At 32.2% G+C, this 24599-nt stretch carries 20 protein-coding genes and 1 pseudogene; 2 read left to right on the top strand and 19 right to left on the bottom strand.

The features are described 5' to 3' along the window. Positions 1 to 171 precede the first annotated feature (171 nt). Positions 172 to 522 carry a hypothetical protein gene (locus ACI313_RS08230; RefSeq protein WP_439755752.1) on the top strand — a complete coding sequence of 117 codons (351 nt, stop codon included), beginning with the start codon at positions 172 to 174 and terminating at the stop codon, positions 520 to 522. A 321-nt stretch (positions 523 to 843) separates the two neighbouring features. Here ACI313_RS08230 and ACI313_RS08225 read toward each other — a convergent pair whose 3' ends face one another. The 11 genes and pseudogenes from ACI313_RS08225 to tmk form a co-directional block, all read right to left on the bottom strand. Then, entirely contained in the window at positions 844 to 1044 is a 201-nt protein-coding gene (locus tag ACI313_RS08225) for a hypothetical protein (RefSeq protein WP_320607777.1), read from the bottom strand. 20 nt (positions 1045 to 1064) lie between these two features. After that, positions 1065 to 1241, bottom strand: a complete 177-nt coding sequence (locus ACI313_RS08220; protein ID WP_439755751.1) for a hypothetical protein — start codon at positions 1239 to 1241, stop codon at positions 1065 to 1067. 163 nt (positions 1242 to 1404) lie between these two features. After that, positions 1405 to 1992, bottom strand: a pseudogene (gene purH, locus ACI313_RS08215) (bifunctional phosphoribosylaminoimidazolecarboxamide formyltransferase/IMP cyclohydrolase); the annotation flags it as partial. Continuing rightward, positions 1989 to 2573, bottom strand: a complete 585-nt coding sequence (gene purN, locus ACI313_RS08210) for a phosphoribosylglycinamide formyltransferase (RefSeq protein ID WP_439755750.1) — start codon at positions 2571 to 2573, stop codon at positions 1989 to 1991. The pseudogene purH and the gene purN, both read right to left, overlap by 4 nt. Beyond that, a complete protein-coding gene (gene purM, locus ACI313_RS08205; protein WP_439755748.1) occupies positions 2567 to 3592 on the bottom strand; it encodes a phosphoribosylformylglycinamidine cyclo-ligase in 1026 nt (341 codons plus the stop codon). Before purM ends, purN begins: the two co-directional genes overlap by 7 nt. Positions 3593 to 3601: 9 nt before the next feature. Beyond that, positions 3602 to 7294: a phosphoribosylformylglycinamidine synthase gene (locus tag ACI313_RS08200; RefSeq protein ID WP_439755747.1), complete on the bottom strand. Its 3693-nt coding sequence runs from the start codon at positions 7292 to 7294 to the stop codon at positions 3602 to 3604. A 9-nt stretch (positions 7295 to 7303) separates the two neighbouring features. After that, positions 7304 to 7789, bottom strand: a complete 486-nt coding sequence (purE, locus tag ACI313_RS08195) for a 5-(carboxyamino)imidazole ribonucleotide mutase (RefSeq protein WP_320607783.1) — start codon at positions 7787 to 7789, stop codon at positions 7304 to 7306. Between the two features lie 277 nt (positions 7790 to 8066). Continuing rightward, positions 8067 to 8915 carry a 16S rRNA (cytidine(1402)-2'-O)-methyltransferase gene (rsmI, locus tag ACI313_RS08190; RefSeq protein ID WP_439755746.1) on the bottom strand — a complete coding sequence of 283 codons (849 nt, stop codon included), beginning with the start codon at positions 8913 to 8915 and terminating at the stop codon, positions 8067 to 8069. 2 nt (positions 8916 to 8917) lie between these two features. Continuing rightward, a complete protein-coding gene (gene ricT, locus ACI313_RS08185; protein WP_439755745.1) occupies positions 8918 to 9721 on the bottom strand; it encodes a regulatory iron-sulfur-containing complex subunit RicT in 804 nt (267 codons plus the stop codon). Then, on the bottom strand, positions 9718 to 10635 hold the full coding sequence (locus ACI313_RS08180) for a hypothetical protein (RefSeq protein WP_320104474.1): 918 nt from the start codon (positions 10633 to 10635) through the stop codon (positions 9718 to 9720). The genes ricT and ACI313_RS08180 overlap by 4 nt, the downstream gene beginning before the upstream one ends. Continuing rightward, complete coding sequence (gene tmk / locus ACI313_RS08175) at positions 10628 to 11260, bottom strand: dTMP kinase (RefSeq protein ID WP_320607786.1); 633 nt, start codon at positions 11258 to 11260, stop codon at positions 10628 to 10630. Before tmk ends, ACI313_RS08180 begins: the two co-directional genes overlap by 8 nt. 81 nt (positions 11261 to 11341) lie before the next feature. On the opposite strand from tmk, the gene ACI313_RS08170 reads away from it, so the two are divergent. Next, complete coding sequence (locus ACI313_RS08170) at positions 11342 to 11980, top strand: YggS family pyridoxal phosphate-dependent enzyme (protein ID WP_439755743.1); 639 nt, start codon at positions 11342 to 11344, stop codon at positions 11978 to 11980. Positions 11981 to 12157: 177 nt separating this feature from the next. Here the strand turns inward: ACI313_RS08170 and ACI313_RS08165 are convergent, their stop codons facing one another. From ACI313_RS08165 to ACI313_RS08130, 8 genes are all read right to left on the bottom strand, one after another. Beyond that, the gene (locus tag ACI313_RS08165) at positions 12158 to 12739 is read right to left on the bottom strand and encodes a sortase (RefSeq protein WP_320104475.1); all 582 of its coding nucleotides are present in this window, start codon (positions 12737 to 12739) and stop codon (positions 12158 to 12160) included. Beyond that, positions 12729 to 13634 carry a Cna B-type domain-containing protein gene (locus tag ACI313_RS08160; RefSeq protein WP_439755742.1) on the bottom strand — a complete coding sequence of 302 codons (906 nt, stop codon included), beginning with the start codon at positions 13632 to 13634 and terminating at the stop codon, positions 12729 to 12731. Before ACI313_RS08160 ends, ACI313_RS08165 begins: the two co-directional genes overlap by 11 nt. A gap of 3 nt (positions 13635 to 13637) precedes the next feature. Beyond that, positions 13638 to 14444 carry a class C sortase gene (locus ACI313_RS08155; protein WP_320607789.1) on the bottom strand — a complete coding sequence of 269 codons (807 nt, stop codon included), beginning with the start codon at positions 14442 to 14444 and terminating at the stop codon, positions 13638 to 13640. 74 nt (positions 14445 to 14518) lie between these two features. Continuing rightward, positions 14519 to 15949, bottom strand: coding sequence for an isopeptide-forming domain-containing fimbrial protein (locus ACI313_RS08150; protein WP_320607790.1), 1431 nt, complete (start codon positions 15947 to 15949; stop codon positions 14519 to 14521). A 77-nt stretch (positions 15950 to 16026) separates the two neighbouring features. Further along, on the bottom strand, positions 16027 to 21099 hold the full coding sequence (locus tag ACI313_RS08145; protein ID WP_439755741.1) for a SpaA isopeptide-forming pilin-related protein: 5073 nt from the start codon (positions 21097 to 21099) through the stop codon (positions 16027 to 16029). An 18-nt stretch (positions 21100 to 21117) separates the two neighbouring features. Next, entirely contained in the window at positions 21118 to 21693 is a 576-nt protein-coding gene (gene lepB, locus ACI313_RS08140; protein ID WP_439755740.1) for a signal peptidase I, read from the bottom strand. A gap of 2 nt (positions 21694 to 21695) precedes the next feature. Continuing rightward, positions 21696 to 22184, bottom strand: a complete 489-nt coding sequence (locus tag ACI313_RS08135) for a hypothetical protein (RefSeq protein WP_320607794.1) — start codon at positions 22182 to 22184, stop codon at positions 21696 to 21698. 165 nt (positions 22185 to 22349) lie between these two features. After that, a complete protein-coding gene (locus tag ACI313_RS08130) occupies positions 22350 to 24425 on the bottom strand; it encodes a SpaA isopeptide-forming pilin-related protein (RefSeq protein ID WP_439755739.1) in 2076 nt (691 codons plus the stop codon). Between the last annotated feature and the right edge of the window lie 174 nt (positions 24426 to 24599).

The following is a 24599-nucleotide window of genomic DNA, read 5'->3' as shown; positions in this document are numbered from 1 at the left end:
AAACCCCAAAATTCGTCCCTAAAAAATTTGCCCCCAAAAGATTTTGGTTACCCAAGACTTATGGGTTTTCTGCTACTAAAAATATAAAACAATACTCGCATTGAATCAAAATTAAACATTCTTTATAATGAAATTAAAGATAACATTATCATTTTAGAAAGGAGGAAAACTATGAATCGCTATGTAGAATTTGATGATAATAATTCAGAACTTCATATCTTAAATGGAACCGAATCTACAATCAAATATGAAGACATTGAAAAAGTATCGGTATTAAATGAAGATGCTTCTTTTAAGGGAAAAGGAACTCCTTTTGTTCATCAAGTATTGGGTGGAACGACGTTTTATTCAATGTTTGGAGAACCTGGTTTATATGTTGGTTTAAAAATCACTTTAAAAGATGGTTCAATCAAAGCTATATATACATCAGAAAAGAAGTGTTATGTAAATACTGATATGTATAAAAAAGATCGTGAACTTGCGGAAAAGATAAAAAAGAAAATTGATAGGCGAATTTCATAATAATCATCATGAAAAATATACTTAACCTGATTTGTACTGTATTCCTAGTGATAATGGGTATACTCTACTTATTTGATATTACTTTATTTTCAAATAATCGCATTCTTCAAATTATAATAGGAATACTAATGATCATATCTGTTCTTATTTTATTTATAAACAGTAAAAACCAGTCTTGAAGGCTGGTTTTCATCTTTATCGTTCTTTAAATTGTCCACTATTACAAATGGTATCATTTTTTCTTTCACCGGTTATACGACAAATACCATGAATCCAGTGAATACATTTTGAACATGTTTTATTTTCTGACATATAATTTATTTAATCAACAACACCAGTTCCTTGGCATGCATAGCACTTAACCATTCCACGTCCATTACATTCGGAACATGTTCTTCCATTTTCTGTTTTTCTTCCAAAACATACTGGACATACATCAAGTCCTACTCCTTTACAAATGTAACACTTGGTTGCCATATTAAATTTTCCAACCGGGATTTTTTTGATTTTACTTTTTTCCATACACTTCTTCCTCCTTAAAGTCAGACATTATAACGAAATAATTTAATTAAATACTGTACATCGTTATTGTCTAATCCGTAATTGGCAATCAATTGTTTTAAAATCTGACGTAAAGCTTCTTTGTCTTTGGAATCATTAGCTGCTAGTATTGCAGCCTTATATAAATCGTATTCTTTAGTCGTCATTTTTCTATCCATACAATCACCACCTATAATTAAGTTATCCTTTAAAATAATTGTAGATAATTCTTATACCTTCGACAAGGATTTAAAATAGAAGCAATTACTTTTTTTTATAAATTATAATTTTGTTAATAAACAATAAAAAAAAGATGCACCATTATGATGCATCAATCTATTACTTATTATTAATACGATTTTCTAGATAAGTAGCAATGTAGTTATCATACGTACAAGTATGACGATATACTTTAGCAGCTAATTTTTCTCTTGTATCTAATGAAGTTTCCCCATTTGTTTTAATTTCATCTAAAACTTTACCATAATCATTTGGATCACAGATAACTGGAATCGAAGCATAGTTTTTAGCTGCACTTCTTAACATACTTGGTCCACCAATATCGATGTTTTCAATAACTTCTTCGTGTGTCACTCCTGGTTTTTCAACGGTTTGTTTAAATGGATATAAGTTTACACAAACTAAATCAATGTAATCAATTCCTAATTCTTTTAATTGTCTTACATGATCTGGATTGTCTCTTACACATAAAAGAGCTCCATGTACTTTAGGATGAAGTGTTTTTACACGACCATCCATAATTTCAGGGAAACCAGTGATTTCACTGATTCCAATCACTTTTAATCCCGCTTGTTCAAGTGCTTTTTTTGTTCCTCCTGTAGAAATAATTTCATATCCTTGTTCTACTAAACCAGATACAAATTCAACTAATCCCGTTTTATCGGAAACACTCACTAATGCTCTTTTCATAGTATTTTAACTGTTCCTTTCTCTACAATGATTTTATTATCACAATATAGTTCAACAACTTTTGGTAATATTTTATGTTCAATTTCTAAGACTCTTTTTTGAATATCTTCAGCAGTTTCTAAATCCGCAATAGATACGGCTTCTTGCCAAATAATAGGTCCACCATCCACTTCTTCACTCACAAAATGAATCGTTGCTCCGGATACTTTTACACCTCTTTTTAAAACCGCTTCATGTACGTGCATACCATACATTCCTGGTCCACAAAAAGATGGAACCAAAGAAGGATGAATATTAATGATTTTATTAGGATAGGCTTCAATTAATTCTTTTCCTAAAATAGCTAAGTAACCTGCTAATACAATAAAATCAATTTTTTCTTCTTTTAATGTATTTAATAATTCATTTTGATCTTTAATCACAAGATTTTTGATGCCTGCTTTTTCAGCTCGTTGTAGTCCACCCGCTGTTTTACGATTCGATACAACTAAAGCAATTTCACCATTAATATGATTACGATGATCAATAATGGATTGTAGATCAGAGCCCGAACCTGAAATTAGAACGGCCAATCTTAACATAATTCGACCCCTTTATCTCCTTTGACAATTTCACCAACTACATAACACTTATCGCCTGCTTGTTCGATAGCTTTCATAGCTGTTTCTACGTCTTTTGAATCTAAGGCAATGACCATTCCAAGTCCCATATTGAATGTGTTGTACATCATTTTTTCTTCAATGTTTCCATTTTTTTGAATCAAATCAAAAATAGGTGGAACTGGATAGCTTCCTTTTTTAATAATGGCTTTGGCATTTTCTGGTAACATTCTAGGAACATTTTCATAGAATCCACCACCTGTAATATGTGAACAACCTTTAATAGTGATTCCTTCTTTTTTCACATTCTTTAATGCTTTTACATAAATACGAGTTGGCTCAATTAAAGCGTTTCCTAGGGTGGTTTGTAGTTCGTCATAATATGTATTTAATGATTCTTCACTCATGTCAAATACCGAACGAACTAAACTAAATCCATTGGAATGTACTCCACTTGAAGCAATTCCCACTAACACATCGCCTTCTTTAATTTTAGACCCATCGATGATGTCTTTTTTATCCACAACTCCAACCGCAAATCCAGCTAAATCATATTCATCTTGTGGCATTAGTCCTGGATGTTCCGCTGTTTCTCCACCAACAAGGGCACATTCACTTTGAATACATCCTTGGGCTACTCCTGATACAATAGTTGCGATTTTTTCAGGATAGTTTTTTCCACATGCGATGTAGTCAAGGAAGAACAAAGGTTCTCCTCCACTACAAGCAATGTCGTTTACACACATGGCAACGGCATCAATTCCAATGGTATCGTGTTTATCCATCACAAAAGCTAATTTAACTTTTGTTCCACATCCATCTGTTCCCGATAATAATACGGGTTCTTCCATATTTTTAATTCCACTTAAATCAAAGGCACCGGCAAAACCACCAAGACCTCCTAAAACCTCAGGACGCATTGTTTGTTTTACGTGCTTTTTCATTAATTCAACGGATTTATATCCTGCTTCAATATCGACTCCTGCTTTTTTGTAATCCATGACTTCCTCCTATTTATGTGTAAAATAACGTACACCGTTTTCAAAAATATTTTGATCTTTATTTCCAGCTATGTTCTTAAATAAACCATCTTCATATCGTTCACTATGACCCATCTTACCAAAGATTTTTCCATCTTCGCTAAAGATACCTTCAATTGCCATACTAGAACCATTGATATTATCTAATCCATCCATTGTTGGAATTCCTAATTCATTTACGTATTGAGTAGCGATTTGTCCGTTTTCTAACAATTTTTGAAGAACTTCTTCACTCGCTACAAATTTACCTTCTCCATGAGACATCGCAATACTATGAATGCTTCCTGTATCAATTCCTTGCATCCATGGTGATTTATTAGAAGTTACTCTTGTACGTGCCATGTGAGAAACATGTCGGTTAATATTATTTCTGAATAAAGTTGGATTGTTTTCGTCTAATTTTTCAATGTCTCCATATGGAAGTAAACCAGATTTAATTAATGCTTGGAATCCATTACAAATTCCTAAAATCAATCCATCGTTTTCTCTCATTGTTTGAATCGCATTCCATACTTTTTCGTTTCTTAATACATTGGCAATGAATTTACCCGAACCATCTGGTTCATCTCCTGAAGAGAAACCTCCAACAATCATTAAGATTTGTGCTTTAGAAATTTCATCAGCTAAAGTATTGATGCTCTTTTGAATGTTTTCAACGGTTAAGTTATTGAATACGACTTGATGAACTTCCGCTCCCGCTCTTTCAAATTTTTCAGTTGTATCGTATTCACAGTTTTGTCCAGGGAACACAGGAATGACAACCACTGGTTTATCAATTTGAACTTTTGATTGTGGTACTGTAGTATTTGTCATTGGCGTACACATAACTTGTCCATTTGGATCTACAGTCATAGGATAAATATCACTATAACGTTTTGTCCAAGCTTTTAAAGCATCATCCATTGATACTTTTTCATCATTAATCACAATTTCTTTTTGATCATTGATAATTCCTAACATTGTGAAATGAGGATCATGAATGACTTCGGTTGTTTCCACAACTAAAGAACCAATATTTGTTCCATAGATGTCTTCATCACACATAATGGCAACTCCTAATTTATTTCCAAATGCCATTTGGGCAATGGCAGCTCCAATTCCTCCGAATTTTACACTACTAGCTGAAACAATTTTTCCATCTAACATATATTGATGAACTGTTTCAAAGTTATCTTTTAATTGTTCATAATTAGGCATGTCATTTTCAAGACGATTATGTTTTACTAGATAAACATAATTTCCTGGTTTCTTGAATTCAGCAGAGATAATATGATCTGTTTTATCGCTTGTTACGGCGAATGTGATTACTGTAGGAGGAACATGAATATCTTTATATGTTCCTGACATACTGTCTTTTCCACCAATACTAGGTGTTTCAAAAGCTAATTGTGCATCAATTAATCCCAATAACGCTTCAAATGGACGTCCCCATTTTGTCGCATCTTTACCAACTCTTTCAAAGTATTCTTGATTTGATAAACGACAAGTTTTATAGTCTGCTCCTAAGGCTGTAATTCGAGTCAAAGCTTCGACTACTGAATAAGCCGCTCCTAAATAAGGAGAATACTTAGAAATTTTAGGATCGTATCCATATGTCATTAATGAACAAGTATTTGTGAATCCATGAACTGGTAACTTTTGTACGGATCCTTGTTCTGGTGTTAATTGATAGAAACCACCAAATGGCATCAATACAGTACTCTTCCCAATAGAAGCATCAAACATTTCTGCTAACCCAATTTGACAAGCAACATTATCTTCTTGTAAGACATCAATTAAATTTGTATCTTTATGTTCAAATGGTTTTTCATCGTATTCACTTGGAGTGACTTCTACTTTTTGATGTTGGCGTACACCATTTGTGTTTAAGAAATCACGTGACATATCCACGATTGTTTTTCCTTTAAAACGCATAACCAAGCGATTTGTATCGGTTACATCCGCAACTTTAATCACATCTAAGTTTTCTGTGAAAGCGATGTTTTTAAATTCTTCAAAGTCTTTTGCTTCAATAACACAAGCCATTCTTTCTTGGGATTCGGAAATGGCTAGTTCCGTTCCATCTAATCCTAAATATTTAACCGGAACCGCATCTAAGTTAATATCCAATCCATCGGCTAATTCACCAACCGCAACAGATACTCCCCCAGCTCCAAAGTCATTGGCTTTTTTGATTAAGCGTGTGCATTTTGGGTTTCTAAATAAACGTTGTAGTTTACGTTCAACTAAGGCATTTCCTTTTTGAACTTCTGATGAACATTTTTCTAAAGAAGTTTCGTTGTGTTCTTTTGATGAACCGGTTGCTCCTCCAATACCATCGCGTCCAGTTGCTCCACCAAACATAACGATAATATCACCTGGTACAGGTTGTTCACGTTTTACATGGCTCTTAGGTGCAGCACCTACCACAGCTCCTACTTCCATACGTTTGGCAACATATCCTTCATCATAGATTTCTTCTACATAAGTAGTTGCCAATCCAATTTGATTTCCATATGAAGAATATCCTTGTGCTGCTTTTTTACTGATTTTTGATTGAGGTAATTTATGTTCTAAGGTTTCTGAAATAGGTTTTGTGATATCCCCAGCTCCAGTAATACGCATTGCTTGGTATACATAGGCACGACCTGATAGAGGATCTCGAATAGCTCCTCCAATACATGTACTAGCCCCTCCAAATGGTTCAATTTCCGTTGGGTGGTTATGCGTTTCGTTTTTAAACATTAATAACCAATCTTCATCGACTCCATCAACATCGACTTTAATTTCAATGGAACATGCATTGATTTCATCACTGATTTCAATATTATTGACTTTTCCTGTTTTTCTTAAATATTTACCAGCAATAGTGGCCATGTCCATAAGCGTTTGTTCTTTACGATTTCCATGGACTTCTTCTCTTAATTTTAAATATTTATTATAAGATTCTTGAATTTGGTCTTGAAGTGTATCCAATTTAAATTCAACCGAATCCAATACCGTTTCAAATGTAGTATGACGACAATGATCTGACCAATACGTATCTAATACACGCATTTCAGTCATTGTACAATCTCGTTTTTCTTCGTTTTTAAAATAATTTTGAACATGTTCAATGTCTTCTTGTGACATTGCCAATCCAAGTGATATTCTTAATTCACTTAATTGTTCTTGACTCATTTCCATAAATCCATCAATGGTCTTAACATCTTCAAAATTCACATCTTGATCATCTTCAAGAATTGATAAATCTTTTATACGTGCTTCTACGGGATTCACTAAATAATGGGTAACTTTTTCTAATTGTTCATCACTCATTTTTCCTTCAAATACAAGAAGTGTTCCAGAATGAATGCGAACAGTTTGTTTATTGTTTAAAAGCATTAAACATTGCATGGCACTATCGGCTCTTTGGTCGTATTGTCCTGGTAAAAATTCATATGCGAGATATTTTTTATTCGTTAAATCAACTGTATCAAATACATTATCAGTTACGACTTCACTGCACACATTTTCTTTTAATAATTGAATGTCGTTTTCATCGGCATTGAAAATATCATAAATATTGTATTGCGTTAAACTTAATTCATTATCCAATCCAAGTGATGTCTTTAATTCATTACATAAAGATTGACTTTCTACTTGAAATTGTTCTTTTTTACTTACAAAAATACGCGTATCCATGTTGTTCTCCTATTCTACATATGAATCGTCTAATACTTTTTTAGCTTGTTGTTCTTTAAAGGCTATAATTTTATTTTGAAGTTGTTCATCTTTTAATCCCATCATTTGACAAGCTAAAATCGCAGCATTTTTAGGACCTGCTTTTCCAATTGCCACTGTTGCGACAGGTACACCTGATGGCATTTGTACCGTTGACAATAAAGAATCCATTCCTCCTAAAGCAGAAGTTTGTACTGGAATTCCAATAACAGGTAACGGTGTCGAACTTGCGATTACTCCAGCTAAATGGGCGGCTCCTCCCGCTGCTGCAATAATAACTTCAATGCCGCGATTTTTGGCTTGTTTGCTCAATTCAATCACAGCTTCTGGAGTTCGATGAGCACTTAAAATACGTACTTCATAGCCAACTCCAAATTCATCTAGTTGATCCATACATCCTTGCACAACAGGAAGATCGGATCTAGATCCCATAACAATTAAAACTCGTGTTTCCATTTACTACATCCTTTCATTAAAAAAAGCGTATCTATGCAGACACGCTAAAAAAAGCACTAAAATAAAAAAATAAAATTTCGGTAAATCTTCTTATTATCTTCATAAGTAAGACATCCTCCGTTACAACAAGAATATTGTATCTAAAATGTGGTTAATAAACAACATTTTAATTTATAAATAGATGTGATATAATCATCGTTGGTAAAATAAACTTTACATTCTTTTAAAAGTCGTTTACGAAAGTAAATGACTTTTTATTTTAAAAAGAAAGCTAATTCTAGCTTTCTTGTTTATGATATAAATCATATAATTCATTTTTCTTAATATTTAATTCCTTGGCAACCAATTGAATTGCTTGTTTTGTTTTATACCCCTCTTGAACATATTCATTTACTTTATCAATCGCATCATTCATATCTACTTCTTCTTTTAAAGTGTTTCCTTCAATAACTAAAACCATTTCACCTTTTAAAGAATCACAAATGGATAAAACTTCTTCAACTGTTCCACGAATAAATTCTTCATGTAGTTTAGTCAATTCTCTTGCCAAGCACATATTACGATTTCCTAATACTTCTAATATATCTTCTAGACAAGAAGAAATACGATGAGGGGCTTCATAGAAAATGATTGTATAGGGAAAAGACTTTAATTCATTTAATTGTTTTTTACGCTTCGAACTTTTACTATCTAAAAATCCATAGAATAAATAGTGTTGCGTACTTAAACCACTGGCAACTAAGGCATTCATTGCGGCATTGCATCCCGATAAAGAAACAACAGGATTTCCTTGTTCAATCACATCGCAGACTAATTTTTGTCCTGGATCGGATACCAATGGATATCCCGCATCGGAAACAACAGCGACACTTTTTCCTTCTTTTAATTCATGAAGAATGCGGGGAATACTTTCTTTTTGATTGTGTTCGTGATGCGATATCAATGGCTTTTTAATATTGTATGCCATTAATAATTTACTTGTATTACGAGTATCCTCACACGCAATGATGTCTACATTTTCTAGTGTTTCTAATGCTCGTTTAGTCATTTCGGATAAATTTCCAATGGGTGTTGGTACTAAATATAGAGTTGCTTGTTGGGTTTCAAAACTTTTTTGTCGATTCATTTTTATTCCAATCCTAAATCTTTAAATGTCACAAACTTAACATCTTCTTTGTTTTCGAGTTTAGCTGTTTTTTGAAGTACATTCATACTTGTGATACGGTATTTATTTCCTTCATATGTCACAAAAGAATTAATTTTAGGTAAGTCTTTTCTCATTTCTGTGTATTGATCATTTTCATATCGTAAACAACACATTAACTTACCACATTGTCCACTTAACTTTTGAATGTTAAGAGCTAATAATTGATTTTTAGCCATATTGATAGAAATAGAATCAAAGTCACATAAGAAGCGTGAACAACAAGTTTCCATTCCACAGTTTCCTAGTCCTCCTACCATTTTAGCTTTATTACGAGGACCGACTTGTCTTAATTCAATACGACAATGTAATTGACTAGCTAAGTCTTTCAATAATTGTCTAAAATCAACACGGTCATCGGATACATAAGTGAAAATGACTTTCGTACAATCCAATGTGTATTCTCCACTGATTAAGTGCATATCTAAATTTAAGTTATCAATGCATTGTTGACAAATTTCCATTGCTTTTTTAGCTTTCTTTTCGTTGTCTTTCTTTTGAAGTAAATCGTATTTAGTTGCCAAACGAACAACTGGTTTACAATTCCCTTTTACTTTGTTTTCATCAAAATCGATATAAGGCGCACATACTTTTCCTAGTTCTTTTCCTCTTACCGTTTCTACAACGACATCGTCACCAATGTTGTAGGGTGTACTCGCTCCAAATGTATATGCTTTTTTTGATTCATCAAATTGAACGTAAATAATATATTTATAATCTTGATTCATTTTGTCACAACCTTCCTGATTTTATTGTATGTTTGATCCAACAATAAAGCCAAATCTACGGGTATTCTTAATGCATCTAGTGCTTGTACAAGAATCATTTGAATTTGACTATATTGTGATAAATTCATTTCTTTTTCTTTAATATTGAATAATAACCATTGAATCCATAAACGAACCCATTTTTTATCCATATATTTTGATTTAGGAATAAAACATTCTGTCTGCATAATCACAATTTGTTCCAATGAATCCCAATGATTCATATAATCCAACGCAAATTGTTTGACTTGTTCATACTCCTCTGTTTCAATCATTTCTTTTACTTGATCCAATGAATAACCATTCATTGCCAACATTTTAGCACTTTTTTCATCCACAATGGTTTTTAATTCATCTTCTAGTGAAATAGGTCTAAACGTTACAATTTGACAACGAGATTGAATCGTAGGAAGTAGATTGGATTTTTCATCCGCAGTCAATATCGCATAGATTCCTTGACCTGGTTCTTCTAAAAACTTCAATAATTTATTACTTGCTGCATTATTCGCATTATCGAATCGATCGAGTATATAAATTCTTTTATTAGAAACTTCTTGGGCTGTTTCCGAGAATTTATCAATAATGTTTAGAATATGATCTTTTTTGATGTTTTCTTGATCTCCATGAACGAAACAAAAGTCATTGGATTCTTCTTTTGCCATTCGTTTACATGTATCACATTCCTGACAGGCAAAGCCATCTTCATCTGGGTGTTCGCACACCAAGCTTTGGGCAAATAATAAAGCAGTTTGGCTCTTAATGCTTCCTTTTGCTCCAGTGAATAAATAAGCATGGGCTAAACGATTGTATTTCAATGCATTGGATAGGGTTTGATACACAATGGGCTGATTCTTTTTTAGTTCTTCTTTATTCATAAGATTCAATCACTTTCATGACTTGGTCTAAAGCATTTTTAAAGACAACATCAACGCTTGGTTCTGCATCAATCACAACAATACGATCGGGGTATTTTTCAATTAAAGTGTCATATCCTTTTCGTACTTTTTGATGAAAATCATTGGCTTCTAAGTCTAAACGATTTTTATCACCGCGAATGTTCATGCGCTTTTGTCCGGTTTCCATGCTTACAGATAAGAATAATGTTTTTTGAGGCATGTAGTCAGAAATCGCAAATTGATTAATTTGCCATACTTCATCCATACCAATTCCACGGGCATAGCCTTGGTAAGCAAGCGATGAATCCACGAAACGATCACATAATACAATTTTTCCTTCATTTAATGCCGGTACAACTTTTTCAACTAAATGTTGACGTCGGCTTGCAGCATATAATAAAGCTTCTGTTCTTTGATCCATTTCGGTGTTTTTTGTATCCAATAAAATTTCTCGAATTTCTTCGGCAATTTTACTTCCCCCTGGTTCTCTTGTATAGACAACCGGATATCCTCTTTTTTCTAGTTCTTCTTTTATTTTAAGGCAGATGGTTGTTTTTCCAGCACCATCGTTTCCTTCAAATGTTATAAATATTCCTTTTTTCATATTAAGTTCACCATTAGAATTATATCAGAATTTCTATGATTTATTTATTTTTTGTACTACAATTATCAATGGGTGATGAAAATGAATAAAGAAATGATTAATTCTTTAAAAGAGTTAGAAAATATTCAAGTCATTGCGGTTTCAAAAACACGAACAAAAGAAGAAATTGATGAAGTGGCTTCCATGGGTCTAACTACTTTTGGAGAAAATAAAGTACAAGAATTAGTGGACAAATACGATGAAAAGTATACTTGGCATTTGATTGGTCATCTACAAACCAATAAAGTAAAATATGTCGTTGGAAAAGCAGTTATTGAAACACTTGATTCTGTTAAACTTGCCAAGGAAATCGAAAAACAGGCCAAGAAACATAATCTAGTTCAAGAGTGTTATGTGCAAATTAAGATTTCTAATGATGAGAATAAAACAGGTTTACCAATTGAAGATGCGATTTTATTTTTAAAGGAATGCGAACAATTCGAACATATTAAAATTACTGGATTAATGTGTGTTGCCACAAATACCGAAGATGAACACATTATCATTAATGAATTCGAACAAATGAAAGAATTATTTAATTTAACGAAAATGATGTATCCAGAAATGAAGTATTTATCAATGGGAATGTCTGATGACTATAAATTAGCTATTGAACATGGATCAAATACCATTCGTATTGGTAGTGCCATCTTTGGTCAAAGAAACTATGATATTAAGTAAATAGAGCCGACCGGCTCTTTGTTTAATCACACGGATTGAAAACTCAAAATACGACGGGTTGAAAGTTCCGAATCTGACGGGTTGAGATACTATTTTGCTAAAAAATCTATCTTTCTTTTAAAAAATTAACACTATATACACACAAAGAGAGCTCACGCTCTCTTTCATATTTTATTTCTATATCTTTTCACAACGAACAACGACACGAGAATATCCTGCCCATGTACAAGTAAATAAAGTTAAATCATAATTTCCTTGTTCGAGTTCCAATCCTTGATTGGGCATTAATATTTCTGTTCCCACAACTTTGTATTGAAACACTCTCTCTTTCATGTCCACAAAGGCAATGACATCTCCTTGTTTTAGTTTCTTTAAATTTCCAAAGTGATAATAACTATTATGTGCTCCAATAATAAAGTTTTCCTTATAACATGTGCCCAAATATCGACAAGGAGCTTTATCTAAATTAGCCATTGTACATTCACTTAAGACGGGTAAATTTAAATCAAGAGCAGGAATTTGAATCATTCCTACATAATCTAAGCCATCAATAGTCTGAATAGGCATTTCCATATCTGGATTAATAATATAGTCTTCTGTTTCTCCTTCCAATAAAGTATCTTGATCAAATTCAAGTTTTCCTAAAGCATCATTAGAAGACTTACCAGCACGAAGAGCACAATATCCGTTATATAAACTTAAAAGAAGGGCTATGCATAAGCACAATAGCCCTATTCGTATGAAGTTTTTACCCTTCATTGGATTTTCTCCTTACCAATCCAATGACTATAAACAATAAACCAACAACTACCAAGGCAAGAACTGGCCACCAATATTGTCCCGTATGAGGAATGTTTTTATCTGTTGAAGGAGTTGGTGGTACATTATATGTATTTGTGACAACATATGTCACTCCTTCTTTAGTAACACTAACTGTATAGTTATCAATTTTTTGTTCAACTAAAGTATATTTATGCGTTGTTTCACAGTTTTCCCAAACATGTTGCCAATTATTCTCTTTACTTAAAGTTACTTGATCATATAATTGTCCATCTTCATATAATTGAACAAGTACACTTGTAGGACGAACCTTTTCATATCCAGTATCTTTCCAAACTTTCATTACTTTTAAAGAAAGAGAAGTATCATCACTGATTTCAAATTTAGGTTCAATAGTAACTTCATACATCCATTCATTTTTTTCATAGTCTAAAGAAGGAAGTAAAATAATACTTGGAGTAGTTTCATATACTTTTCCATCTTGCGTTTTAATTTCAGAAGTTACTAAATATAAACCTTTTTCAACTGAATCAAAATACAAAGAACCATCACTACCCGTTGTTCCATTATATTCAGACTGAATACCTTCGGCAGCAACAAAACCTTCTAATGTTAAAGCCAATTCATTCCAAGCTTCATCATTTTTACCTGTAATATTAACATTATAGTCTTCATACCCTTCGGCAACACTGATTTCTCCAGTTTCACTTACATAACCAATATGATATAAATCAAAGTGAATTCCACTGTAATTTGTTTGTAGAGTTAATTGAATGTCTCTTCCCATATCAATGTATCCAGCTGCATGAATATTCATAGGAAGTACCATAAAACATAAAACTAAACTTAAAATAATATTTCTTATTTTCCTCATAATTTATCCTCTCTTCTTAGGTATTAATAACACAATAATTAATATGATAAAAATAGGTATAGCCAAAGCCCCTGATACAATCATTGGATCAATTTGAGATGCATCAGCCGTCACAAAAACAGCTATGTCTTTATTTTCAACACGATGTCCTCGTACTAATAAACGATGGCTATTGACTCCATAGGGAGTACAAGTTACTAAAGTACATAAATCTTTTCCAGGTTCTATTTGTAAAGATGTCATTTCTTGTGGTTCAACAATCAGAATTTGATCCACTTCATAAGTCAATACTTCATTCAATGTTCGAAGCATAAACGTATCGCCCATTTCCAATTTATCAAGATTACTGAAAAGCTTAGCACTAGGAAGACCTCTATGTCCTGATAAAACACAATGCGTACTCGTTCCCCCAACTGGTAAAGAACTCCATTCCAAATGTCCAATGGCAATTTGTAGTACCGCTTCATCGGTTCCATGATAAATAGGCAATGAACAACGAATCTTAGGAATTTCAATGTATCCCATAATTCCTGTTCCCGTAACATCTAATAGCGATTCATATTCAAGAATTTCCGCATCACTTAAAGAATAATGAAAAGAAGTTCTTCTTTGGTTATATTTTATCGCATCTTCATACATTTGTTCATAATTATTTTCATCTAAATTCGAAACTGTATCGGCATAATGCGCAATAGCACGCGTCTGATGAAATGAATTATAGTAATCACTCACAGTTGGATACAACAATAAGGACAATCCTAGAAGAAGAATGAAAACTAATATTATATTCGTAAAATTCTTTTTCTTCATCTAACCCTCTCCTTATCATTATATAAACATACAATACAGGAAGGAATAAATCCTTCCTGTTATAACTATATCAATTAATTCATTCTCTTACGAGTAATTAATAATACGACAGCAACTAATACTAATCCAGCACCAGCTACATAGAACATTGTAGTACCAATACCACCTGTTTCAGGTAATGTTGCACCTTTTTTATTTTCTACATTAGTTGAAACAGTACCTGTGTCAACTACTCCGGTGAATTTATTTCCACCTGATAAACTTGTTAGAGCAGGATTATCAGATAATACATCATGTTCAGCACTGATAGTAAATTCGATATCTGCAATTGTATTGTATCCAGCAGGTGTAGTAGTTTCGACTAATTTATAGTCACCATCATCTAGGCCAGACCATTCAAAAGTAGTCATGTCATCACCTTTAACTTCACTACCAACAACTACATATTCACCAGATGCGTTTTTCTTATATAAAGTAAATCCAGCACCTTTTAAAGGATCTTTCTTTTCATCCACTTTATTTACTACTACTTTATAAGTAAATACGATAACTGTATCATCTGGAGTCTTTCCATTTTCTCCACCTTGTGCATCGTTTGGATTATTTGAATAAGTAACATGCATTGTATTAGGGTTACCAGTTGAACCTAAAACAGCTTGATCATTTAAAGTTGAAGAATATTCAACAGTAATAACTGAACCAGCTTTAGCAGCTGTACTCTTTAAATCCGCAAAACGAACTTCAAAAGTATCACCATCAGTTAATCCAGTTGTAACTACTGAATAATTACTTTTATCAACTGTTGCTCCATCAATTTTAACGACTACTGTTTCTGGTTTGAATGTTAATCCAGCAGATTCTTTATCGTGGAAAGTTAATTTGTATACTTTATAGTTATCATAATCTTGAGCGATTGTAGCTTTTAATTGGAAAGGAACATCATCTCCAATATCATAGTCAGCTGAATCTTGCCAAACTACTGCATCTTCAGTTGTATTAGAATCATTTTTATCATCTACTTTTTTCTCAGAAGTAACTGTTCCAACTTTTGGACTAATTGTAGTAGGTCCTACAACTTGAACAACATATAAACTATAAGCTTCTCCATCTCCTACTGGACCATTGTCTTTAATTAAATAGTAACCAGTTGGAGCATTTAATGGACTACCATCACTTACTGTTCCAAATTTTTCAGAATCTAAATTAACGAATTCTTTGATTTTTTCTAATTTTTTTGTATCAGATAGTGAATTTACTGCTTCTAAAGCTTTAGTTGTAGCATCTGGCACTGCTTCTCCTTTAGTTCCTTGACCATTTTTACCCCATTTAACATTAGATAATACTCCATCAGATAAATCACCAGTAAAGATTTGGTATACATCATAAGTACGTGTACTTCCAGCTGGTGCTGTGATTGTTGTGTCAGCTGCAAATATTGTTGTAGACATTGTGAATGCCATTACGAATGCAACTAAAACACTATAGAATTTTTTTATGTGCTTCATGTCTTTCTCCATTTCTATTAATTTCTTCTTCACATAATTTTTTTTTTGATTTAAGTAGTTTGAAGGTTTCTAAGATTTTAGGCCTCCTTCCTACTTAATTTATTTTTGTACAACAGAATGAGTGATCCTAATACTAGAATTAATCCTCCTATTGTATAAAACCATGTACCAGAGCCTCCTGTTTCAGGAAGTTCTACTGTAGATTGATTGGTGACAATAACTGTCTGTCCGTTTTGTGCCGTATTTGGATTGCTATCCGCATCATCATCTTGATCATAAGAAACAAGATATTTATTGTTTCCTATTATTCCTTGATCAATGATTGGCTTACCTTGATCATCTAATTCATAAACATAATATGTTTTTTGTAAATCTAAATTTTTAAATATACCTGATTTATTCGCACTTGTATCAGATTCATTATATGTAATCGATATAGTTTGCGATGGTTCTTGCGTTGTTGATGAAGTTTGTGCATTTTCATACAATCCAAAATTATATGTACCTTTTACCGGACTACAATCTGTTCGTCCACCAATATCTATAAATTTCTTTTCTACTGTAATTTGGCCTTTATGGTTGTAGGCTTGATAAATATAATTTGGTGATTGATAATAAACAGTTGCTTTTCCTTTTACTTGTTCTAGTAACGGTGGATATGATTTATCCTCTAGTTGTTTTGCGATTACAAAGTAATGTGGTTGTGCATCTAAAACATAACCATCAGGTGCCTTTGTTTCAGTCAAACAATAGATAGTATTATAAGACATTTGTTGGCCTGCGTCATTACCAAATGTCAATTTTCCATCAGTTCCCGTATCTTTTGACCAAATATCATCTTGTAATACAAATTCTTTACTTTGTTCATTATATGTGGCTTCTTGTAAAGTAAAAGTAGCTCCTGTTAGTTTTATAGCCATATCCGTACTATCTGATTTTTCAACCGTTACAGTCGGAGGAGTATTACCACTAACGGTTCCACCTACTGTATATGAGAAGTTTTCACTTTCGAAACTTCCACCTTCCGGAGAATCATAACCTTCCCAATAAGCTTTATTGGTAATTTTTACTTCTTGACCTGGTGCAGCATTAACATTTGTGTTGTATGTAATTGTTAATGCCAGATTATCTGGAATTTCAATACTTAATGTTTGTCCATTTACAGAAGCTGTCCATTGATTTGAACTCAATACTTCATCCATTCCTGTTTTCTTAATCACAATGGAACTTGAATCAAGGGTTAAGTTTTCACCTAATTCATCAATTACTGTAATTTTATCCTTATTTGGTAATAAATCTTGTCCATTAGGATTTACTTTAATTTCAAATGGATAAACACTACCATCATTTTCTTGATGTATTCCTGTTTTGGAAATTGTTGAAGTTTTAATACTTACACTGTCATTTCCTGTTGAAACCGTATTTCCTTTCGCCGTCTTTAATGTAACTTTATTGTCAAAAGTCTTTTCAATGCCTCCTAGTAACACATCTGGATCTGTTACTCGACAGGCAATTTGATATTCAACTCCAAATTGATCGACTTGATATCCATTATATAAACCATCCACATCCCAAATAACTTTATTGCCATTTTGATAATAATAAACAATTTTACTATTATTGTGTTGATCAATGATGGTTTGCGTATGCTCTACCCAACCTTTTCCTAAATCACTTAGTTCTGTTTCAGTTAATTTTACTGTTGTTGGAACAGGTATATTACGCGTATAGCCTCCTCCATTCCAGAAATATCTTACATATACAAGTTCCATTCCTTCTGGAATTGTTTCTTCAAATCGATATCTTCCATTTAAATTACCTACATAGTTAGCTTGAATTTGCCATGTGACATAAATTCCTGGTTTTTCAAATAAATTCGTTATATTGTTATGATTCTTATTTTTTGAAATAACTGTTTCTGTTGTTCCATCCCATTTCACAACTTTATTTAGTTCTTTAAAAACACCGTTACTTCCACACAGTACTTCCGTAGCTGTATTGTGATTAACATATTGTTTACCATCAAATGAACTTTCTAGTTTGTTTTTATATGTTTTTGTTTCACGATCTCCAACTGGAATACTTTGAGGAGCAGAGCGTACAATAATATATAGTGATTTTCCATTGTCTAAGCTAATTGACTTATTTAATTTCACAATTAGTTGATTATTTACAAGTGAACTATCTTCTACTGGAATTTTAGAATAATAAGACTCATCTAGTTTTGTTAAAAGATTTTCATCCATTAAATCGCCCATATTATCAAAATCAGAAATCGTTTTAGCTGTTCCAAGATTTCCTATATATAAGCCAACCAAAGAATTACTCCTTATAAGATTATTATCTAAAGTTGTATCTCTAAAATAAGTGTCTTTGGAAATTGTATTTCCATCGACTTTAATAACCCAATATAAAGAACCATGGCTCCAGTCATTTCCTTCTGCTGTTGGATCATAGTACCAATTTAATTTTTGGGCATTGAAACTGTTACTTCCTGCTACAACAACAGAAGCATCAACTACCATTGGTGTTAATGTATACTTTGTTCCATTAATACCCACTGTTCCGCCTAAAGAAAATTCATTAGTAACTACAACCTGAGTAACATTATCTACATTTACAGGTTTAGCATAATATGTTAATAAATAAGCATAGTTTCCATCTATTCCTAATTTATCTGATTCAAATGAAAATGAGTTTTGTCCATCCACTTTCAAATAAACTGTTTTATCAGGTGTTCTATCACTTAAATTCTTAATTACAACTGCGTCTGTTAAATTACTTGTTGGTTTATTCTCCTTTATTTCATAAGCGTTGATTTGAACATATCCAACATATTGCATATAAGCTTGTTGGAATTGATCACTCATGGATGCACTGGAAACATCCCAGTTACCTGCTTCATTGGCAACAACTTGATATTGATAACTTCCTATTGGAACATTAAATGAAGTTACATCATTTATATGAGAAACTGTCTTGTCTTTAATTTCATAAACAAAATCATTTAAACTAATAGTTTTAGCTTCTGTTAAGGCATCTCCAACTATTTTACGATCCCATACTTTCTTAGAAAGATTTTCAGTATACATATAAGACTGAATTTTATTTCCATTATCTGTAGTTGAAGCATTTAACGCAAGATAGACACGGTTATTTATTGGTACTACTCCTTCAGTAAATGCATAAACATTAGGTTTAACTTTTACTTGATAACTTAATGTATATGTTTCACCCTTACTTAAAGTTCCTATTTTATATACAAAACCATATTTATTATCAGTAAATGTTGGCGCGATTGATTGTTTATCTGTTAAACCAGTTTCACTATTCTGATCTTTGGATCCACCTTTATACAAATAAAATGAACCATCTACATAGGAAGTGAAATTTAAATATTTTTGTTCTGTTTTACTTGCATCATCAATCGAACCATCTAATGCATCTTTGATGCATACATTTTTTAAAGGGTATGTATTTTTTTCATCCGCTTTAATCCATACATAATATGTAATATACATATTTCCTTGGTCATCTGTATTCGTTACCGAGCCTTTCTTAGACATATTCGCTGTAGCTTTTGGTGAAAATTCACTTGTAGCTGTCTTTTTTTCAAGGTCTTTGGAATAGACTTTTGCTTGATTGGTAATAGTAGCGGTTTGTCCTTGGCTAGTGTATGCATCCACAAGTTTTACTTTATATGTTAGAGTTCGAACTTCATTAGGAGCCATATTACCAATAGTCCAAACTAATTTCCCGTCAACTGTTGTAGCTGTACTTGCATTTAAAATACCTTCTTCTGAAATAGTTATATCTAAATATTTAGAAGCAACAAGATTACCATTATTTGTAAATTCATCAACCACTTTTACATTTGGCATGCCATCTGGTCCTGCTGTAACCGTTAATGTATAACTTAAATAATCTCCTTTTTCATTACCCGACTCAATTTGACTAAATGTTGGTGTACTTTTTTCAATTTTAACTTCACCATATTTAGCGATAACATCAGTATCAAACTTTAATTGGATTACTACATCTCCGTATCTAATTTCACCGGGGTTTTCACTTCCAGCTTGTGATAAATCTACTTTTGATTCCACATAGAAATCTCCATCTATTGTCGTATTATTATCCGTTTTTTGTTGTGACAACCAAGTTTGATCAAATACAATCTGTAATTGATTTCCATTTGCTGTGATTGTTCCAACTTCCGTATTTCCGCTATTAATTGTTCCATTTGTTTTTGGATTTCTCATAATGGAAGGAAGATTAAATGTAACTGTACAATTCGCAGCAAGTAATTGATCAATATTTAAGTTTTCATAATCAACTTCCAGTCTTAAATCGGCATTACCTGGGATTGTTGTATCATTTGTTACCGATGTCCATTCACTATCAGTAGAAGTACGATAATATAACTTGGCATCAGTTATATAGCTTTCAATGGCAATTGATGTTGCATTGGTCGATGATGAATCGTTATTGTTACTGCTATCATCATCCGATAATGCCATAGCACTATTTATATTTTCATCACTGTTTTCTTCTTGGTCTGTTTGTTTTTCATAACATTTTTCAGTGTGTTCATGTTCTTCTTTTTCACAAATTAGTTCTTTTTCTTCAATGGTTTTAGTAGATGAAATAAAACAGTCTTCATTGTGTTCGTGTTTACTGGTTTCAAGGAATCCACAAATTAAGTTATTGTCTTCATCGTAACAATCACTATTGTGTTTGTGTTCTTTAATTTGTGGTTTTGTACAAATTAAATTGTGATTGGAATCATAACAACTTTCAGTATGAACATGTTCCTTAATTTCTTCTAATTCACAAACTAGGTTATCGTCTTGATAACAATCCTCGTTGTGTTCATGAATTACATAGTCCGCATATCCACATTTCAATTCATTGTTTTCATCATAACAACTAGGTGAATGGACATGAACGTGTAAAGAAGAATAATTACAATTTGATGTTTTATTAGTAATTGTCTTTTCTGTTATGTTGTAACAGTCATTTGTATGAGTGTGTTCTTCTTTTTCACAAACCAATTTTCCCATCGTAATGGCTGGACGAGTTAAAGAAAAAACAGTAAAAAGAACAACAGCACATGCAAGTAGACCCTTGATTTGTTTATAATGACTTTTCATTGTTTTTTCCTCCTTTTCCTATTCGAAATAATAAATTTCATTTAATGGCCATATTCTAAAGAAAATTCTTCCTATGATTTGTTCTTCAGAAACACAACCAATACTTGTACTACGTGAATCAACAGATGTTGAGCGATGATCTCCCATACAAAAATACCTATTCTCTGGTACTTGATATGGTAATTTGATATCACAATCCCCTAGTGCTTTATCTTTTACATAAGGTTCATTGATTTCTTTGCCGTCCACATAAACAGTTCCATCTTCATCGATATCAACCCATTGTCCTGGTCCAGCTATGCATCGTTTTACTAAGATTTTATTTCCATAATAAAACGCAACTAGTTCACCTGTTTCAAATTTAGATCCTTTTACTGATACAACAATTTCGCCTTCTTCAAGAGTAGGTGTCATACTGGATCCATAGATTTGTAAAACGGGTAACCAAGTTGTTGCGACAAGTACAACAACGGCAGCTACGACAATCAACATATAAATCGTTGATTTTAAAACAGTATTGTAGCGCGAACGATAGTTAACTCGATCCAATTCTTTTTTTAGTGATTCAACATCGGCTACTTCTATTTTCTTCATATTTATTGTTCCTTAATTGGTAATATTTTTTGTAGAGCATTATATTCTTTATAGAAGTTTTCTAGACGAGTAGAAACTTCTTTCCAATAAGCCTCAGAATCCACTTTTGCTTTAGCTAACATCATATCACAATCAATCTTAGTATCTTTTTCCATTTTTTCTTTTTGAGCCGTTGCTTCTGCTATGATTCTATCTGCTTCTTTTTGTGCTTCTTGTAGTTTTTCTTCACAAATTTTAGATGTACGATCACTTAAATTTTTAATATTGTCAGTATATTGAGCACATGCTGCCTGACATGCTTCAAATACTCCATTTACTTTTAGTGCAGCTTCAGCAATAGACCCTGCATTGTTTATATTCATTTCTTTGTCTAATAATCTTTGTTTTGTATTCGCTAACTGTTTCTTTACCGATTCGAGTTCTTCTCCTTGCATAACAAGCATCTCTAATAACTCTCTTCGTGACAGTTTCTTTAAATCTTGTTCTGTCATAATTTCCTCCAAGTCATAGACTTTTTTAAATTATATTCCATTTTAATTATTGTTGTCCACAGTGTAAATTTTATTTAAAAAATATTTAAGAATTTTTTAAAAAATTGTGACATTTATATTATTGAAAAGAGAACTTGTACTAAGTTTCAAGTTCTCTTTTTCCATTTATATTCTATTTCTTTTATACAAAAATGAAATCGATAACAATACTAATAAAGCCCCTGAAACATAAATAAAAGTCGTTCCCATTCCACCTGTTTCTGGGAGTTCATATTCCGGTGTATTTGTCGTTGTATTTGTGATTGTGATAACACCTGAATCTATTCCTTGATTATTACTATATTGTGCATTGTAAGTTTCTTCATTATGTTCTTTAACATAATAAGAATAATAAACAACCTGACCATTTGTAATTCCTTTTTTAGGAAGATTATCAATACGAATTTTCCAACTACCATAAGCATTGGATGAATTTATCGTATATGTTCCCACCAAAGATCCTTGTGGTTTTTCAGGAATATCTGGTTGATTCACATTTACAGTAATAATTTGATTACTGTTATCACTTGTGATTCCTGAAATTGTCACATTACCATTTACCACATATTCATAATGATAAACTGTTGGATTTTCTCCACTTTTTGATACTGGCTTTATTTCTTCATTATAACCATATGAAATGTTATTTCCATTCACAACTTTAGGCATAAAATTAGAAGGTATATCCAAGCAAATCTTGGTTCCTTTTCTACAAGAATACGTTTGATTAAATAATATAACACTATCTACATCATATTTACCAATTTTTACAGATACCTTCACCAATTCATCTTCTTCATCTGTTGGTGGCGTTAAACTTTTTCTTTGATAAAGATCAACACTAACAGAACCATGCCTTTGATCCGTTACATCATTTCCTTGTTCATCTATCCATTCTTTATCAACTTCAATAGACGTTGTGCTTCTTTCATTTTCACAATAAACTTGACCAGCGGTTTGTGTTAAATCAATGGCTCCATCTGGTGTAATAGAATTGAAATTACCATTACTAAAATAGAAATAATATTTTTGAGGTTCCTCTGGTAACAAATACCCATCTGGTGCCTTTGTTTCTTGGATATAGTAAAGCGTATTGTATTCAAATTTAAATTCATCTGGATATTTATCCTCATCATCGTGCCATTCAATAATGATAGCTCCACTGTCATTTGTCGTATATTCTTTTAGAACTTGCTTTGGATTTGAATTCTTATATAAACTAAATGTTGCACCCTTTAATAATTTTCCATAATTTCCTTTTTCTACTTTATATAAAATATACGCATGATCCGATGTAATTCCACCAGCCGTTTGACTATCTTTCCATTCAACTTTACTCCATGACCCATCTTGATGATTACTATCACCAAACAATTGAGCTGTATTTGAAATTGTTGGAAGTTGCCAATCATATGCTTCATCTACTTTTGATCCTTCTGGTAACCAAACATTGTAGTCATATTCAAATATCATTGCTTTTCCATCAGGAACATTGGCAATAATTTCATGTGTATGAATATTATTGTTTACGGAAGTTGCTAGTTTCCAATTCCAATCTGTAATTTCATTTCCTTTTACTAAATTTCCTTGGCTATCATAAACAGCTTCATATAATTTTACTGTTCCTGGAAGTAAAGCCATATCTACCATTTTCTCTGGATTGTTTTCATTTAATTCATATTGTAAACGGTCAGCTAATATTAAATAATCAGAGCCCGCCAACAAATCTCTTCCTTCTGGATTTAAAACAATAGAATACTCTAATAATCGAGCATCATTATTCCATTTTCCATTTTTATCAACAACTTCTTTTGTTGTACCTGCTTTATCATAGTTTACTTCTATCGTATGAGAATCCGTAAACTCTTTATCATCTTGTTTCATAGAAACATTATTTGTGAACTGTTTATATGTTTCTAAATTCATGTTTTCTAATATACCTGGATTAATTTTACATACATAATAAATATTGAATTCACTTCTATATGGAATTTGAACAACCTTATCTTGATAATCTTTTTTAGTGATTTCTAATCTTAGAATTTGACCATTTTCACCTGATTCAACAGTTCCATTAATATTTAATTTTCCGCCATCAACCCATATATCATATTGAGGAGAAATGACATTATCTTTGATATTTAAATTCGTATTTTCATACTTAATTCCAGTTAAAGTTACTCCCGTTGGTAACTGATCCACTAAAGTGATTTTGTCACAATCCGCATCTGTACGAACACGTACTTTCCAAGTTAAAATACCATCTTTAGTAGTAAAAGGAATGGTTTCTTTGTTCCCATTTCCGTCTGTTTTATATACACCACCTGGTATATTCTAATTGACTCATCTAATAGTCATTTAGAATATACTTTTACT

Source organism: Floccifex sp. (assembly GCF_051873495.1).
Lineage (GTDB): Bacteria > Bacillota_I > Bacilli_A > Erysipelotrichales > Erysipelotrichaceae > Floccifex.
Note: the sequence above shows the minus strand (reverse complement) of the source record. Positions and strands in the feature narration are given on the sequence as shown.

What these genes read in the sequence shown, in the direction of transcription:
- tmk (WP_320607786.1), bottom strand. Translation starts at nt 11,260, where the DNA reads ATGAAAAAAGGAATATTTATAACATTTGAAGGAAACGATGGTGCTGGA.
- ricT (WP_439755745.1), bottom strand. Translation starts at nt 9,721, where the DNA reads ATGAATCAAGATTATAAATATATTATTTACGTTCAATTTGATGAATCA.
- ACI313_RS08165 (WP_320104475.1), bottom strand. Translation starts at nt 12,739, where the DNA reads ATGAAGGGTAAAAACTTCATACGAATAGGGCTATTGTGCTTATGCATA.
- ACI313_RS08155 (WP_320607789.1), bottom strand. Translation starts at nt 14,444, where the DNA reads ATGAAGAAAAAGAATTTTACGAATATAATATTAGTTTTCATTCTTCTT.
- ACI313_RS08160 (WP_439755742.1), bottom strand. Translation starts at nt 13,634, where the DNA reads ATGAGGAAAATAAGAAATATTATTTTAAGTTTAGTTTTATGTTTTATG.
- ACI313_RS08230 (WP_439755752.1), top strand. Translation starts at nt 172, where the DNA reads ATGAATCGCTATGTAGAATTTGATGATAATAATTCAGAACTTCATATC.
- purE (WP_320607783.1), bottom strand. Translation starts at nt 7,789, where the DNA reads ATGGAAACACGAGTTTTAATTGTTATGGGATCTAGATCCGATCTTCCT.
- ACI313_RS08220 (WP_439755751.1), bottom strand. Translation starts at nt 1,241, where the DNA reads ATGGATAGAAAAATGACGACTAAAGAATACGATTTATATAAGGCTGCA.
- ACI313_RS08225 (WP_320607777.1), bottom strand. Translation starts at nt 1,044, where the DNA reads ATGGAAAAAAGTAAAATCAAAAAAATCCCGGTTGGAAAATTTAATATG.
- ACI313_RS08180 (WP_320104474.1), bottom strand. Translation starts at nt 10,635, where the DNA reads ATGAATAAAGAAGAACTAAAAAAGAATCAGCCCATTGTGTATCAAACC.
- ACI313_RS08150 (WP_320607790.1), bottom strand. Translation starts at nt 15,949, where the DNA reads ATGAAGCACATAAAAAAATTCTATAGTGTTTTAGTTGCATTCGTAATG.
- purM (WP_439755748.1), bottom strand. Translation starts at nt 3,592, where the DNA reads ATGGATTACAAAAAAGCAGGAGTCGATATTGAAGCAGGATATAAATCC.
- ACI313_RS08170 (WP_439755743.1), top strand. Translation starts at nt 11,342, where the DNA reads ATGAATAAAGAAATGATTAATTCTTTAAAAGAGTTAGAAAATATTCAA.
- lepB (WP_439755740.1), bottom strand. Translation starts at nt 21,693, where the DNA reads ATGAAGAAAATAGAAGTAGCCGATGTTGAATCACTAAAAAAAGAATTG.
- ACI313_RS08145 (WP_439755741.1), bottom strand. Translation starts at nt 21,099, where the DNA reads ATGAAAAGTCATTATAAACAAATCAAGGGTCTACTTGCATGTGCTGTT.
- purN (WP_439755750.1), bottom strand. Translation starts at nt 2,573, where the DNA reads ATGTTAAGATTGGCCGTTCTAATTTCAGGTTCGGGCTCTGATCTACAA.
- ACI313_RS08135 (WP_320607794.1), bottom strand. Translation starts at nt 22,184, where the DNA reads ATGACAGAACAAGATTTAAAGAAACTGTCACGAAGAGAGTTATTAGAG.
- rsmI (WP_439755746.1), bottom strand. Translation starts at nt 8,915, where the DNA reads ATGAATCGACAAAAAAGTTTTGAAACCCAACAAGCAACTCTATATTTA.
- ACI313_RS08200 (WP_439755747.1), bottom strand. Translation starts at nt 7,294, where the DNA reads ATGGATACGCGTATTTTTGTAAGTAAAAAAGAACAATTTCAAGTAGAA.